The 14,981-nt window shown below is 67.6% G+C and carries 13 protein-coding genes; 2 read left to right on the top strand and 11 right to left on the bottom strand.

What is annotated here, in order from left to right; all coding sequences use genetic code 11:
• Nucleotides 1-2 precede the first annotated feature (2 nt).
• The 10 genes from LC060_RS14075 to LC060_RS14030 all read right to left on the bottom strand — a co-directional run bounded on the left by LC060_RS14075 (nucleotide 3) and on the right by LC060_RS14030 (nucleotide 10,402).
• Nucleotides 3-1,085, bottom strand: a complete 1,083-nt coding sequence (locus tag LC060_RS14075; RefSeq protein ID WP_226636628.1) for a protein-glutamate methylesterase/protein-glutamine glutaminase — start codon at nucleotides 1,083-1,085, stop codon at nucleotides 3-5.
• A 4-nt stretch (nucleotides 1,086-1,089) separates the two neighbouring features.
• Nucleotides 1,090-1,953, bottom strand: a complete 864-nt coding sequence (locus LC060_RS14070; protein ID WP_226636626.1) for a CheR family methyltransferase — start codon at nucleotides 1,951-1,953, stop codon at nucleotides 1,090-1,092.
• Between the two features lie 31 nt (nucleotides 1,954-1,984).
• The gene (locus LC060_RS14065) at nucleotides 1,985-4,201 is read right to left on the bottom strand and encodes a methyl-accepting chemotaxis protein (protein ID WP_226636625.1); all 2,217 of its coding nucleotides are present in this window, start codon (nucleotides 4,199-4,201) and stop codon (nucleotides 1,985-1,987) included.
• 77 nt (nucleotides 4,202-4,278) lie between these two features.
• Nucleotides 4,279-4,770 (bottom strand): chemotaxis protein CheW, encoded by a 492-nt coding sequence (locus tag LC060_RS14060; RefSeq protein ID WP_226636623.1) that lies wholly within the window; start codon nucleotides 4,768-4,770, stop codon nucleotides 4,279-4,281.
• Nucleotides 4,767-5,315, bottom strand: coding sequence for a chemotaxis protein CheW (locus tag LC060_RS14055; protein ID WP_226636621.1), 549 nt, complete (start codon nucleotides 5,313-5,315; stop codon nucleotides 4,767-4,769). The genes LC060_RS14060 and LC060_RS14055 overlap by 4 nt, the downstream gene beginning before the upstream one ends.
• Before the next feature lie 6 nt (nucleotides 5,316-5,321).
• Nucleotides 5,322-7,334 (bottom strand): chemotaxis protein CheA, encoded by a 2,013-nt coding sequence (locus tag LC060_RS14050; RefSeq protein ID WP_226636619.1) that lies wholly within the window; start codon nucleotides 7,332-7,334, stop codon nucleotides 5,322-5,324.
• Complete coding sequence (locus LC060_RS14045; protein WP_039393349.1) at nucleotides 7,331-7,696, bottom strand: response regulator; 366 nt, start codon at nucleotides 7,694-7,696, stop codon at nucleotides 7,331-7,333. The genes LC060_RS14050 and LC060_RS14045 overlap by 4 nt, the downstream gene beginning before the upstream one ends.
• Nucleotides 7,693-8,007 (bottom strand): STAS domain-containing protein, encoded by a 315-nt coding sequence (locus LC060_RS14040; protein WP_226636617.1) that lies wholly within the window; start codon nucleotides 8,005-8,007, stop codon nucleotides 7,693-7,695. The genes LC060_RS14045 and LC060_RS14040 overlap by 4 nt, the downstream gene beginning before the upstream one ends.
• 163 nt (nucleotides 8,008-8,170) lie before the next feature.
• Nucleotides 8,171-9,229, bottom strand: a complete 1,059-nt coding sequence (locus LC060_RS14035) for a sugar phosphate isomerase/epimerase family protein (protein ID WP_226636616.1) — start codon at nucleotides 9,227-9,229, stop codon at nucleotides 8,171-8,173.
• Between the two features lie 30 nt (nucleotides 9,230-9,259).
• On the bottom strand, nucleotides 9,260-10,402 hold the full coding sequence (locus LC060_RS14030) for a Gfo/Idh/MocA family protein (protein WP_226636614.1): 1,143 nt from the start codon (nucleotides 10,400-10,402) through the stop codon (nucleotides 9,260-9,262).
• A gap of 254 nt (nucleotides 10,403-10,656) precedes the next feature.
• Between LC060_RS14030 and LC060_RS14025 the strand changes: the two genes are divergently transcribed.
• Nucleotides 10,657-11,688, top strand: coding sequence for a LacI family DNA-binding transcriptional regulator (locus tag LC060_RS14025; protein ID WP_226636612.1), 1,032 nt, complete (start codon nucleotides 10,657-10,659; stop codon nucleotides 11,686-11,688).
• A gap of 317 nt (nucleotides 11,689-12,005) precedes the next feature.
• Here the strand turns inward: LC060_RS14025 and LC060_RS14020 are convergent, their stop codons facing one another.
• On the bottom strand, nucleotides 12,006-13,403 hold the full coding sequence (locus tag LC060_RS14020) for an amidase (protein ID WP_226636610.1): 1,398 nt from the start codon (nucleotides 13,401-13,403) through the stop codon (nucleotides 12,006-12,008).
• Between the two features lie 751 nt (nucleotides 13,404-14,154).
• On the opposite strand from LC060_RS14020, the gene LC060_RS14015 reads away from it, so the two are divergent.
• The gene (locus tag LC060_RS14015; RefSeq protein ID WP_226636608.1) at nucleotides 14,155-14,973 is read left to right on the top strand and encodes an alpha/beta fold hydrolase; all 819 of its coding nucleotides are present in this window, start codon (nucleotides 14,155-14,157) and stop codon (nucleotides 14,971-14,973) included.
• The last annotated feature ends 8 nt before the right edge of the window (nucleotides 14,974-14,981 follow it).

Raw genomic sequence — 14,981 nt, 5'->3', positions numbered from 1 at the left:
GTCTAGCGGACCGTGGCCTGCAGGAACTCGCGCGCAATCGCCGAGAGCGGAACGATGCGGTCGACCGCGCCGTGGGCGATGGCCTCCTTGGGCATGCCGAACACGATCGAGGTGGCCTCGTCCTGGGCGATGGTGCGCGCGCCGCCCTGCTTCATTTCGAGCAGGCCGCGAGCGCCGTCATCGCCCATGCCGGTCATGATGACGCCGACGGCGTTGGACCCGGCGGAGCGCGCGGCCGAGCGGAACAGCACGTCGACCGAGGGGCGATGGCGTGAGACCAGCGGCCCGTCGCGCACCGCGACGAGGTAACGCGCGCCCTGGCGTTCGAGCAGGGTGTGCTTGCCGCCCGGCGCGATCAGGACGTGGCCGCGCATGACCGTGTCGCCGTCCTCGGCTTCCTTGACGCTCACCTCGCACAGGCTGTCGAGCCGCTTGGCGAAGGCGCGCGTGAAGTTCTCGGGCATGTGCTGGACGACGACCACACCCGGCGCGTTGGCGGGAAGGGCCTGAAGCACTTCGCGCAGCGCCTCGGTGCCGCCGGTCGAGGCGCCGATGCACACCACCATTTCGGTCGTGCGGCTCATCGGGCGCCCGTCGGGCGGGGGCAGCATCGCGTCGGCGGTGAGCTTTTTTTGCGGTTCCAGTGAGGGCTGGGGGGAGGGCTTGCGCCCGGAGACACGGGCGCGGGCGGCGGCCTTGACGACGTCGCGGATGGTGGCGCGGGCCTCCTGGAGATGCTCGGCCACCCCGACGCGGGGTTTCAGGATCACGTCCACCGCGCCCGCCTCGAGCGCCTCCATCAGCGTGTCGGAGCCATCCTCGGTGAGCGAGGAGCACATGACCACGGGGACCGGGCACTGGCTCATCAGCTTGCGCAGGAAGGTGATGCCGTCCATGCGCGGCATCTCGACGTCGAGCGTGATGACGTCGGGCACTTCGCTCTGGATGATGCGTGCGGCGGCGAAGGGATCGGCGGCGGTCGCGATGACCTCGATCACCGGGTCCTCTTCGAGAATGGCCTTCATCGTCTGGCGTACGCTCGCGCTGTCATCGACGATGAGCACGCGCGTCTTGGCAAAAGGCATCGGGTCAGTTCCTCTGGAAGACGGTGCCGGATGCGGCCGTCAGGTTATGCTGGAATCCGCTGATCGATTCTGAATGGCCCAGGAACAGGTAGCCACCGGGGCGCAGCTGGTCGCACAGGCGGTTGACGACGGCCTCCTGTGTGGCCCGGTCGAAATAGATGAGCACGTTGCGGCAGAAGATCATGTCGACCGGCTCGCCGATGGCGTAGTGGCGGTCCATGAGGTTGAGGCGGCCAAAGGCGATCTTGCGGCGCAGGGCAGGCGCGATGCGGATTTCGCCGCGGCCCGGGTCCTTGGCCTCCATGACGTAGGCCTTGCGCAAGGGGGCGGGCACGGGGTCCACCATCTCGCGCGGGTAGATGCCCCGGATCGCGGTGGAGAGCACCCGCGTGTCGAGATCGGTGGCGAGGATCGAATACTCGAAACCGGAATTGCGCTGGGCAAAGGCGTCAAGCAGCATGGCGATGGTGTAGGGTTCCGCGCCTGTCGAGCAGGCCGCACTCCAGCAGCGCACCTGCCGGCGACCGCTCTCGGCCAGCTGGGGCAGGATCGTTTCGGTCAGGTAGTCGAAATGGCGCGGCTCGCGGAAGAAATCGGTCTTGTTGGTGGTGACCGCGTTGATGAGGTTCTCGATCTCGTCCGCGCCGTGGTCCTGCGAGAGGATCCACTTGCAGTAGGCCCCCAGCGTCGCGTGGCCCCCCTCGCGCGCGCAGCGGCGCAGCCGCCCTTCCAGCATGGTGCGCTTGGCCGGTGGCAGGTTGATCCCGGTGTGCTCGCGGATGAGAGCGGCAAGGCCCTTGAACTGGGCCGGGGAGATGGTGTCCCCGGCCGCAGGGTTCTCGAAGGGTACGAAGGCAGCGTCGTTCATGGCGGGCCCGCTTGCAGGAGGAAGGAAGGGATCAGGCAGCGAACCCGAAATCGGCGTCGTCGGAATCCGGTCCGCCCATGTTCATGTCGAGGGTGAAGCCCTGGGCGCGGCTTTGCTGGTGCTGCACGCTACCGGGCTTGGGGCCGGAGGAACGCGCGGGCGCCTTGGGAGCGGACCTTGCGGCGGGCTGGGGCAGGGCGGCCTGACGCGGCGCGGGGGCCGGGCTGGCGCGCAGCATGCGCGACCCACCCTCACCGGCGCCGACCTGGAAGAAGGTGATCGAGTTCTGCAGGTCGCCCGCCTGTCCGGCAAGGCCGTCCGAGGTGGAGGAGATGAGCTCGGAAGCGTGGGCGTTCTGCTGGGTGACCTTGTCGAGCTGCTGGATCGCATCGTTGATCTGCGAGGCGCCGATGTCCTGTTCGCGGCAGGCTGCGCTGATCTCGGAGACGAGCTCGGCGGTGCGGCGGATGTCGGGAACAAGCTTGCCCAGCATCTCGCCCGCCTCGGCCGCGGCCTTGACCGTGTCGGAGGACACCGAGACGATCTCGGAGGCTGCGCTCTGGCTGCGTTCGGCGAGCTTGCGGACCTCGGAGGCGACGACCGCAAAGCCCTTGCCATGCTCGCCCGCACGGGCGGCTTCGACCGCGGCGTTGAGGGCGAGGAGGTCGGTCTGCCGGGCGATTTCCTGGACGATGGAGATCTTCTCGGCAATCGTGCGCATCGCGCCAACGGCCTTCTCCACGGCAACCCCCGAAAGCTCGGCGTCCTTGGAGGACTGGCGCGCGATCTTTTCGGTCTGGGAGGCGTTGTCGGCGTTCTGCTTGATGTTGGCGGCCATCTCTTCCATCGAGGCGGAGGCCTCTTCGGTGGAGGCGGCCTGCTCGGTCGCGCCTTCGGAAAGCTGCTGCGAGCTGCCCGCGATCTGGCTCGATCCGCTGGCAACCTTGTTGGCCGCCTCGCCGACGTCGCGGGCGAACTGACGCAAGTTGCCGACAAGCGCGTTGATCGCATCCTTCATGCGCTGGTGGTCGCCCTCGCAGGCGATGTCCACGGTCTGGAGCAGGTTGCCCTCGCTCACCAGCGCGAGCACGCGGTTGCCCTCGGCAATCGGGTCCAGGATGGCATCGAGCATGCCGTTGATGCCCGAGATCAGCCCGGCGAAGTCGCCCACGAAGCGGCGATCATCGCCGCGCGTTTCCAGCTTTCCGGCGGTGGAGGCGAGGATCAGGCGCTGGATTTCGGCGGTGATGTCGCGCAGGTTCGAACGCAGTGTCTCGACCGTCTCGTTGATGAAGGCCTTCTTGCCGGGGAAGCGTTCGAGCGGAGCATCGAAGTTGCCTTCGCCAAATTCGCGGATGCAGGCCATGGCCTTCTTCTTGACCGCGATATGGCCTGTGACCATCTCGTTGATGCCGCGCGCCACGTCGGCGAAGTCGCCGTCGAACTTGTCGACCGGGAGGAAGACGTCGATGTCGCCGCGTTCGTGTTCCTGCGCCATGTGCTTCATCTCATCGACGAGGCCCTGAAGGTTACGGCTGAGGGTGTCGATGGTGCGGTTGATGAAGGCCTTCTTGCCGGGAAGTTCTTCCAGCTTGGCGTCGAAGTCGCCCTCGCTGATCGCCTTGACGCAGGCCATGGCCTGCTTCTTCACGTGGATATGGGCGGCGACCATGTCGTTGATGCCGCGTGCCATGGCGCCGAAATCGCCCGCGAACTTCTCGGCCGGAACGAAGACGTCGATGTCGCCGCGCTCGTGTTCGCTCGCCATGTGGGTCATCTCGGAGATGAGCCCCGAGAGGTTGTGGCGCAGGGTCTCGATGGTCTCGTTGATGAAGGCCTTCTTGCCCGGGAACTGTTCGAGGCGCGCATCGAAATTGCCCTCGCTGAACTCGCGGACACAGGCCATCGCCTTCTTCTTGACGGTGATGTGCGCGGCGACGAGCTCGTTGATGTGGCGGGCCATGACCGCGAATTCGCCATGGAAGTCCTGGACCGGGATCACCGCGTCGATGTCGCCGCGGTCATGCTCGGCGGTCATCGTCGAGATCTCGCGGCTGAGCGCCTCGGAGGGCTGGAGGCAGGTGTCGATGAGGCGGTTGACCGCGTCAAGCACGGCACGGGTCTGGCCCTGGCCGTAGGTCATCTCGGTACGCGCTGACATGTCGCCGCGCGCCACCGCCCGTTCAACGCGGGCGATCTCGTCGAGGACGTGGTCCGGATCGAGGCTGGAAAACAGGGTGAAGGGCATGGGGACGTTTCCTTGTGCAGTCGGCGGGCGGTCAGCGGTGTGCCTTCGGCGGTGTGCGGGGGTGGGGGATGGGTGGATCAGGTGCCGGTGGGCGCCAGGGCGGAAAGGGCGAGGCTTGCCGCCTCGGTCCCGGTGAAGATGGCGGCAATGTCGACGAGAAGGACGAAGCCGCCCTCGCGGCGCACGACGCCGAGGAGATAGTCGCTGCTCCAGGCGACCCCGATTTCGGGCGGGGTCTCGATTGCGCTGGTCTCGAAACTGGTGACGCTGAGCACCCGGTCGACGACCACGCCCAGCGTCAGGGCACTGCCCTGCTGCGCGAGGTCGAGAATGAGGATGCGCGTGGCGAGGGAGGCCTCGGCGGGCGGGAAGCCGAGCCGGCGGCGCAGGTCGAGCGTCGCGACCCCCTGGCCGCGCACGTCGGTCAGGCCCAGGAAATAGGCCGGGCCATTGGGCACGGGCGAGGGCGGGGCGTAGTCGAGGATCTCGCGCACGATGGCGACAGGCACGGCAAAGACGTCCCCGCCCATGCCGAATTCGACGACCTGGAGTTCGTTGGTAGCGGTCATGCGGCGTGTCCCATGGAGGTCTCGCCGCCGCCCAGGCCCTGGGGATGGGAGAGCGAGGCGAAGATGGCAGGCAGGTCGGGCAGCACGATCACGGCCTCGCCCTGGCGCGCCAGCTCGCGCGCGTAGGTGCGGCGCCAGCGCATGCCGAGCACCGGGGGCGGGGCCGAAGTCGTGCGCTCCAGAAGGGTCACCTCGTTGACCTTGTCGGTGCGCAGGCCGATCTGCGTTTCCTCGCCGTCGAGCTCGATCTCGATGACGACGATGCGGCTGTCGGGCGTGGGCTCCTCCAGCGGCATGCCAAAGGCAATGCGCAGGTCGGCGATGGGGATGATCTTGCCGCGAAAGTTGATCACGCTGCCGACCAGCGCGTGGGCGCCGGGCACCGGGGTCTCGGGCAGGAGATCGAGGATCTCGCGGATGGTCACGGCCTCGACGGCAAGGCGCTCGTCGCCGACCTCGAAGGTCAGCACCTCAAGCTGGCCGTTCGCGTCCCAGGCGGTCGCGCCATCGACCTCGTTCTCGGGTTTGGGGTGGGATGGGGGCATGGCTGGTTATCCCGCGGCGCGCAGCCGCTCTTCCTGTTGCTGGCCCAGCGCGACAAGCTGGACGATGTCGAGAATGAGCGCGACGCCGCCGTCACCCAGGATTGTCGCGCCCGAGAAGCTGGGCAGGCGCCGGTGCAGCCCGGAGAGTGACTTGATGACGGTCTGGTGGCTGCCGATGATCTGGTCGACGACCAGCCCCACGCGCTCGCCGCCGGTGCCGATGACGACGATCTTCTGGTAGGGATCGGGCCGGGTTCCGGTCTGGAACACCTCGCGCAGGCGCAGGAAGGGCACGAGCCGTCCGCGCAGCGAGATCATGCTGCGCCCGCGCGTGCGGATGTCCTCTTCCAGCGAAAGCTCGATGCACTCCTCGACCGCGGCAAGCGGGATGACGTAGTTGCCCTGGCCCACCCGCACGAGGAGGCCCTCGATGATGGCGAGGGTGAGGGGGATGCGCAGAGTGATCGTCGATCCCTTGCCCGGCTCGCTGGTCATGTCGATGGTCCCGCGCAGCGCCTCGATGGTGCGCTTGACCACGTCCATGCCCACGCCCCGCCCTGACAGGTTGGTGACCTGCTCGGCGGTGGAGAAGCCGGGGTGGAAGATCATCTGCAGAAGTTCGCTGTCGGGCACGACCTGGCCGGGCTGGAGCAGCCCGTTGGCTTCGGCCTTGGCGCGCACGCGCTGGCGGTTGATGCCGCGCCCGTCGTCGGTGATGGTGATGAGCACCTCGCCGCCCGCCTGCTCGGCGCTGAGGCGGATGCGTCCGGTCGTGGCCTTGCCCGCCTCCCCGCGCTCCTCGGGCGTTTCCAGGCCATGGTCGCAGGCGTTGCGGATGAGGTGGACGATCGGATCGGCCAGCTGCTCGGAGACGGTCTTGTCGATCTCGGTGCTTTCGCCCTCGGTGACCAGTTCGATCTCCTTGCCGGTCTCGTGGGCAAGATCGTGGACGAGGCGGCGAAAGCGCCCGAACAGGGCGGCGATGGGCACCATGCGCAGGACCATCGTGGTGTCGCGCAGTTCGCTGGCGAGGCGCTCGACTTCCTCGGAGATCGAGCGCAGGGCCAGTTCGCCCGCCGGGCCGCGCAGGCCGCTTTCGGCAAGCTGGGCGAGGCGGCTCTGGACGATGACGAGTTCGCCCACCCGGTCCATCAGGACGTCGAGGCGGCCGGCGGGCACGCGCACGCTTTCCTCGGCGGCGCGCGCGCTGCGCGGGGCCGGGCTGCGCGGGCTCTCGGCGGGGGCGGCTGCCTTGGCCGAGGCGGCCGCCTGTACCGCTCCGGCAGCCGGAGGCGCCTCGCTCTCGAGCGCCTCGATGGAGAGGTCCATGTCGTCCATCACGAAGATGAAGACGTCCTCGATGTCCTCGCGCGTGGCGGCGCCTTTTAGCGTCACGTCCCAGCCCAGATAGCACAGGGTCGGGTCGAGCTCGTCGAGCGGGGGGACGGTGTCGGTCAGGACGTGGACCTCCGCGTCCCCCAACTCGCGCATTTCATCGAGGAGGATCAGCGGATTGGTGCCATTGGCCATGGCCTCGGCGGGCAGGCGAAATACGATGTGCCAACCGCCGGGGGCGGCCGTGGCGTTCGCCGCAGGCATGGGCTGCGCGGCAGGGGGCGCCTCGCCGCCTGCATCGGGCGCGGAGCCAAGCGCGGCGTGCAGGCGCTCGAGGATCGCGTTTCCGGCCTCGTCCAGCGCGGGGTCGTCGGCATCGAGGTCGACGAGGGCGCGCATGTGGTCCATCGCGCCCAGCGTGATCGCGACGAGTTCGGCGCTGGCCGGGACGATCCCCTTGCGCACCTTGTCGAAGGCGGTCTCGCAATGGTGGGTGAAGGCCGCGAGCGCGTCGAAGCCGAACATCGCGCCCGAGCCCTTGAGCGTGTGCATCCCGCGAAACACCGTGTCGACGAGGTCGCGGCTGGCAAGGTCGTGGGTCAGGTCGAGGAGGGCCTGCTCGGTCGCGTCGAGCAGGTCGGCCGCCTCGATGCGGAAGGCTGCGGCGGGGTCCTGCTCGCTCATCCGCCCAGCACCTTGCGCGCGACCTTGAGGAGGTGGTCGGGGACGAAGGGCTTGACCAGCCATCCGGTCGCGCCCGCCGCCTTGGCCTGGCTCTTGAGGTTGTCGGCGGATTCGGTGGTGAGGAAAATGATCGGGGTGCCCGCCTGGATCGGCAGCTTGCGGATCTCTCGGATCATCTCCAGCCCATTCATGCGCGGCATGTTGAGGTCGGTGATGATGAGGTCGTACTTGGCCATGCGCGCTTTGCCCAGGCCCTCGCTGCCATCGGCGGCCTCGGCCACGGAGTGGCCCGCGCCTGAAAGCGCGATGCGGATGGCCATGCGCACGCTGGCGGAATCATCGACGGTGAGGATGCTGCTCATTGCGGGGCGTCTCCGTGGAACCAGAAGGCAAGGGCGGCGCTGTCCGCGCACGCGGCAAGGCCCCCGCGCTCGAGCAGCGCGGCGAGAGCGGTATTGGCGGGGTGCGCAAGGCGAAGGGGCTTGCCCTCCTGCGCGCCCTGGATGCGCGCGGCCTCGATAAGCTGCACGAAGCTGAGATCGGCCTCGTCCAGCTGCGATGTATCGAGTTCGAGTTCCTCACCCGGGCCAAGCGCGGCGAAGCCTTCGAGAAGGCGCGTCGCGAGGCCCTGGATGGTCCGGATCGTGGCGGTATCGCCTACGCTGATCTGCATTGCTGTCTCACCGTTTCTCGGGTGTCCTTGGCGAGCAGGTACCTGAAACGAATGAGCATATGCTTGGGTGCGCCTAGCGACTTCTACGGGGCGCGCTGGCGATGTCCGGGCAAGAGAGGTGGGGAAGGGGGAGAGGCGCGGTGGCCTCTCCCGCAAGGGCCGGTCAGTCGCCGATGCCCATGAGGCGCGCGTTCAACGCGCGGTCCGAGCCGGTGTCGGCAAAGTCGTCGAAGGCCTTGTCGGTGACGCGGATGATGTGCCGGTCGATGAAGGGCGCGCCTTCGGCGGCCCCGACTTCGGGGTGCTTCAGTGCGCATTCCCATTCGAGCACGGCCCAGCCCTCGAAATCGTACTGCGCCATCTTGGAAAAGATCTGCGCGAAATCGACCTGCCCGTCGCCCAGGCTGCGAAAGCGTCCCGGACGCTCGGTCCAGCCCTGGTAGCCGCCGTAGACGCCTGAGCGGCCCGAGGGACGGAACTCGGCGTCCTTGACGTGGAAGCACTTTACCCGTTCGTGATAGATGTCGAGGAAGGCCAGATAGTCGAGCTGCTGCAACACGAAGTGGCTGGGGTCGTAGAGGATGTTCGCGCGCGCATGGTTGCCGGTGGCCTCCAGGAACCTCTCGAAGGTGACGCCGTCGTGCAGATCCTCGCCCGGATGCAGTTCGTAGCCGATGTCGACGCCGTTCTCTTCGAAGACGTCGAGGATCGGTGTCCAGCGGCGTGCCAGCTCGGCAAAGGCGTCCTCCACAAGGCCCGCCGGGCGCTGCGGCCAGGCGTAGAAGTAGGGCCAGGCGAGCGCGCCGGAAAAGCTGGCGTGTGCGCTGAGCCCCAGGCGGCGCGAGGCGACGGCGGCAAGCTTGACCTGTTCGACGGCCCACTCATGACGCGCCCTGGGATTGCCGCGCACGTGGGCGGCGGCAAAGCCGTCGAACTGCGCGTCATAGGCCGGGTGGACCGCGACGAGCTGGCCCTGCAGGTGGGTCGAGAGCTCGGTGATGGCGATGCCTTTTTCCGCCAGCATGCCCGTGATCTCGTCGCAGTAGTCCTGGCTTTGGGCGGCTTTCTCAAGATCGAAAATGGCCGGGTCGCTGGTGGGAACCTGGATGCCCTTGTAGCCCAGCGAGGCCGCCCAGTCGGCAATCGCAGGTAGTGAGTTGAACGGCGCTTTGCTCCCCAGGAACTGGGCGAGGAAGATGGCAGGGCCCTTGATCGTCTTCATGTAGCTGTCTCCAAAATCCGGTGGGGCCGCTCAGACGGCGAGGTTGACCCAGCCCGCGTTGTCGCGGCTGGCGGCCACGGCCGTGGCGATGAGGGCCATGCCGCGCAGACCCTCTCCCGCGTCCGGGACCAGCGTATCGGACGCGCCGCGCAGGTGCCCGGCAAAGTCGGTGTAGAGGTTGGCGAGCGCTTCGAGCAGGCCTTCGGGGTGGCCGCCGGGAAGGCGCGAACTGGCCTGCGCGGCTGCGCCCAGCGAAGGATCGCCCGCGCGCACGATTTCCATGCCGCCCTCGGCCTTCAGCAGGGTGAGCTGGTTGGGGGTCTCCTGGCTCCAGCGCATCCCGCCCTTGTCGCCGTAGACGCGGATGGCGAGGTCATTGCCTTCCCCGGTCATCACCTGCGAGGCCATGAGGAGCCCGCGCACGCCGCCTGTAAAGCGCAGGAACATCTGGCAGTCATCGTCGAGCACGCGGCCGGGCACAACGGCGCCCAGGTCCGCGTTGATCTGTTCTACCCGCGTACCCGTCACGAATTCGGCGAGATGGAAGGCGTGGACACCGATGTCGGCAATGCAGCCGCCAAGCCCTGCGCTTCTGGGATCCATGCGCCACTCGGCCTGCTTGCCGCGTGCGTTCCCGGCGAGCCAGCCCTGGTTGTACTCCACCACGACCTTGCGCAGCGTGCCGATAGCGCCGCTTGCGATCCGGGCGCGCATCTCGCGCACGAGCGGGTAGCCCGAATAGGTATAGGTAAGCCCGAAGGGGACCGGATTGTCCTTGAGCAGCGCCACGAGCTCGCGCGCCTCGTCCAGCGTTGCGGTCATCGGCTTGTCGCTCATCACGGCAACACCAGCGGCGATGGCGGCCTTCGCGGCCACGGTGTGATGGGCGTTGGGCGTCGCGATGGTGATGAATTCGATCCCGTCCTCGCGCTGCGCCTCGGCGGCAAGCATCGCGTCGAGCGAGGGGTAGCCACGCTGCGGGTCCACGCCGTAGTCGGTCGCGGCCTCGCGCGAGCGCCCGGCATCGCGGCTGAAGGCTCCGGCCACAAGCTGGATGCGGCCATCAAGGCGCGCGGCCATGGCATGGACCGGACCGATGAACGAGCCTGGCCCGCCCCCCACAAGGCCCATGCGCACGGGCGAACGATCAGAGGCAATGTCGGATGCGGCCATGGGAAGGTCCTTGAGATCTGGTGGCGAGGAGGGATGGGATATCCATCTAACCGCGTGGGAGGGGCGCTGCAATGCGCCAATGTAATCGTTACCATGGCGAGGGGTGCAAACGATCCCTGTCAGTCGCCACGGCCCGCTTCCAAGGACTTTCAAGACGGTCCTTGCGTAAGGGGAAGGTTACCATCCTGTAAGGTTACGGGTGTCCGGTGTGAATCACTTGTGCGGGGTCCGTCGCAACTGTAACGATTACAGTAATGGCAAATATCAAGGACATTGCCCGCGTCGCGGGCGTTTCGGTTGCGACCGTTTCGCGCGCGCTGAGCACGCCTTCGATGGTGCGGCCGACCACGATCGAGAGGATCGAGGCCGCCATTGCCGACCTCAACTATCAGCCCAACCACATGGCGGCGGGCCTTCGCCGCCAGCGCAGTGACAATGTCCTGGTGGTCGTCCCCAGCATCTACAATCCGTTCACCTCCGCCTTCGTCGAGGGGATCGAGAACGTCGCGCGTACGAGCCGCATGCGCGTGCTCCTGGGCATCACCGAAGGCGACCGCGATGCCCTCAACACCTATGCCGCGATGATCGCGGGCAAGCAGGCCGACGGGATGATCCTGCTGGAAAGCAACCTGCCCGACATCGTCGTCAATCCGCCCGCCAAGGGCACGCTGCCGCCGATCGTATCGGCCTGCGAATATCCGCTCGACCACGCCTTGCCGCGCGTGAAGATCGACAACCACGAGGCCAGCGCGCTGGTGGTTAGCCATCTTGCCGGCCTTGGCCACAGGCGGATTGCCGCGGTGACCGGGCCGATCAACCTGTTCATGTCGCAGGACCGTCTGGCCGGGTACCGCCTGGGGCTTGCCCGTGCGGGGATCGAGTTCGATCCGCAGCTCGTGCACGAGGGCGATTTCACGCTGCAGTCCGGCTATGATGCGATGGTCCGCCTGCTCGATGCCGGAACGGCCTTCACGGCGGTCGCCTGTTCCAACGACGAGATGGCGCTTGGCGCGATGAGCGCGCTGCGCGCCCGCGGGCTCTCGGTTCCGGACGATGTCTCGGTGGCGGGCTTCGATGACCTGCGCTTCGGGGCCTACGCCAGTCCGCCGCTCACCACCGTACACAGCCCCACTGTGGAGATCGGTGAGGCCGCGATGCGCCTGATGCTCGACGCTCTGCTCCCGGCTGACCGCCAGCCACCCGCACGCGAAGTGATCCTGCCGCACCGCCTGATCGTGCGGGAATCGACCGCGCGGGTTCCGGCCCGGGTCGTTGCGGGCACCTGATCCTGTTGAAGAAAGAAGCCCCGGCCCCGCGATGGGACCGAGGCTTCTCCGCGACCCGAGGGCCTGGTGGAGCCGTGCTCTTGTTATGGGCTCCGCCTCGGGCGAATGCGATGAGGGCGCGCAGCGGGAGAGATCCCGGCTGGCCGGAAAACAGGAAAAAAGACGGCGGCCACGCCGAGGATACGTAGGAGAGAGAGAGCGTGGCCGCCGTCGAAGGATGGCCATGTCGCAGCGGACTTCGCTGCGGCACCGCCAGGGTGTTCGAAAAGGTGCGGGAAGAACATCGCAGAAAGGGAGAGGTGGGGCGGCATGGCGCTTTAGGCCCGGGCGAGGGCCGCGGCGTGCGGGTGGGCGTGCCACCTGGTCGCCTGTTCATAGGCATGGGCTGTGCGCAGGAGCCGGGCCTCGCTGTGGGGCGGTCCGATCAACTGGAGCGCCAGGGGCAGACGCCGGGTATCGAACCCCATCGGGGTCACCAGCGCGGGAAAGCCGAGCAACGATGCGGGCCGGGTCAGTTCCGAAATCTCGCCGATGAGCTCCTGGCGGCTGTCCGGCCCGAGGACCTCCACGTCGCGGGCCAGCGGCACCGACATGCGCGTGGCCGGGGTCAGGAGCAGGTCGACGTTGGCAAACGGGCCGTCGCGCATCGCCACTTGCGCCCAGTGGCGAAGGGCCAGCGCACTGCCGTAGTCGCTTTCGCTGATGGCCGAGCCTCGCGCGAGGCGGGCGCGCACGTCCTCGCCGAAATCGCCCGGGCGCAAGGCGAGCTCGCGGGCGTGGACGCGCGCGCCTTCGTAGAGGGCGATTGTCCCGGCCGCGCGGGCCATGGCGGACTGGTCGGGCACGGTGACATCGACCAGCGTTGCGCCCAGCGCGCGCATCTGGGCCGCAGCGGCCTCCAGCGCGTAATCGATCTCGGGATGGATGCCGTCGGTGTACCAGGTGGTGGGAAGGCCGATGCGAAGCCCGCAAAGATCCTCGCTCATCCCGGCCATGTAATCGCGCCCGTTCGCGGCCAGGACCGTCATAAGTAGCGCCAGACCGCGCGATGAAGTGGCAATGGGGCCCGCCGTGTCGCAGGTGCGCGAGAGTTCCATCATCGCGTAGCTGGGCAGAAGGCCGGTGGTGGGCTTGAGGCCGCTTACGCCGCAGAACGCCGCTGGAACCCGGGCCGACCCTCCCGTATCCGATCCCAGCGAGGCGGTGAGAATACCCGCGCCGACCGCCGCAGCCGAGCCCGAGGACGAGCCGCCCGATATGGCGCGCGGGTGCCAAGGATTGCCGCAGCGTCCCAGGTGGACGTTGTGTCCCGTGGGGCCCAGCGCGAACTCGGCCATGTGGAGACGGCCAAGAGTGATCGCGCCTGCCCCTTCGAGCCGGGCAATGAGCGGGGAGGTTTCCTCTGGTCGAAAGCCCCGCCACAGCGCGGCCCCGGCCTCTGTGGGATGGCCTTCGCGGAAGAACATGTCCTTGTGGGCGAGGGGGACACCGTGAAGGGGGCCACGCAGCGACCCGGCCTGGCGTTCCCGGTCGTACTGGCGCGCAAGGGCCAGCGCGTTCTCGGCCTCGATCTCGACAAAGGCGTTGAGATCGCGCGCGCCCTCGGCGCGGGCGAGCGTGGTGCGCACCGCGTCTTCGCTCGAGACGGTGCCATCGGCAATGGCGCGGGCAAGGGCGCACAGCTCGTTGGGCAGATCCGGCAGGTCAACCATCATGGCACACTCCGTCACGAGCGGGGCGCCGACAGGGTCGGGGCTCCGGGCGAGAAATGGGAAAGGGGCGATGCAGCCGTTGGGAGGAGGAGAGAGAGGACTGCATCGCCCCTGTCACGTGTAGCGGGTTACGGGCAGGCCCCGAACGTCGACAGGAAGGGACATTACCGTCGTCGTTCCGCGTGGGTGGCGTGCATCGCGGGCGACCTGCGGATGGTCGCAATGGGGTGTGCCCCTGGATGTGACCCGTACACGTGATTTCATCTGACATGACCCCTGTTTCTGGGTGGGATGTCTAATCTGTGCGTTTCGTTTTCATGAGAATGCGCGATTCGTTCCGGATTGCAAGCGACGTTCGCGAGTGGGTGGTCGGCTGTGTCCTAGATCGCTGATAATACTACAGTTTAGCGCAACATTTATGCGCAGATATCCGCCTGCCGGATGATTGCGGTGCGGCATGGCGCCGGGTGGGGAGGGGCGCAGAGGCGAGGTACCCCAAGGGCTTGGTACCCGGAAGACGCGCATGCTGCGCTGCGAACACCGCCCATTCCCGCGCTCCAAGCGGTGTGTCTTGTACTTTAGGCCAATTGCGGAGCGAATGTAATCGATCTCGCGAATAGGGTGCGAGTCGGTCGTCTGCTCGCAGGGTGGAGTATGCTGCGGGCAAGGCGTGTTGTGCACCGGTGGGCGTGCGATGTCGGCCTGCGAGGCAGGAGACGTGGCCACCGGCCCGTCCGCAAGAGGAGATGCACGAGTGAAGCGCTGGTCGCGACGCGGTTACACCGAAGGCCCCTACGGGCAGATCCACTATCGCCACGAAGGTGCGGTGACGCAGACCCGCGGGGCGATTGTCCTGTTGCACCAGGCGCCGATGACTTCGGCGCAGTACGACAACGTGCTGCGTCCTCTGGCCGCCCACGGCTTCCATGCCATCGCCATCGACATGCCCGGGTTCGGCATGTCCGACCCCGTCCCCGGCGTCCCGCGGGTGGAGGATTGGGCCGCGGTGGTGGTGCCGGTCCTCGACGCGCTGGGTTATCCCGATGCGGTGGTGCTGGGCCATCACACCGGCGCGATGGTGGCGACCGAAGTCGGCATCCAGTTCCCGGACCGCGTGCGCGCGGTGATCCTGAATGGCCCGATGCCGGTCAGCGAGGAGGAACGCGCCGAGTTCATGGAGGGGCTGCACCAGACCGAGCGCACGATCACCACGACCGATGACGGCACGCAGTTCAACATGGTCCACGCCGCCCGCACCGGCCTTGCCGAGGGCACCGTCGCACCGTCGCGTATCAGTGAGTACGTCGTCCAGGCCTTCGAGGGGCAGGGCGCCTACTGGCATGGGCACCACGCGGCCTTCCAGTACCGGCAGGATGAAACGCTGGCCAGGCTGGAGCGCCCCGCGCTCATCCTCACCAACACCGGCGATGTGATCTACGAGCACGCGCTCGCGGCTCATGCGATCCGGCCGGACTTTGCCTTCACGGCGCTGGAGGGGGGCGGTGTCGACGTCGTTGACCAGATGCCCGAGGACTGGGCCGATGCAGTGACGCGCTACGTTTCAAGCCTTTGAGGCTTTTG

This window comes from Novosphingobium profundi (genome assembly GCF_020524485.1).
In the GTDB taxonomy this organism is placed as follows: domain Bacteria; phylum Pseudomonadota; class Alphaproteobacteria; order Sphingomonadales; family Sphingomonadaceae; genus Novosphingobium; species Novosphingobium profundi_A.
The sequence above is the reverse complement of the archived record's forward strand: the minus strand, read 5'-3'. Positions and strand labels throughout refer to the sequence as shown.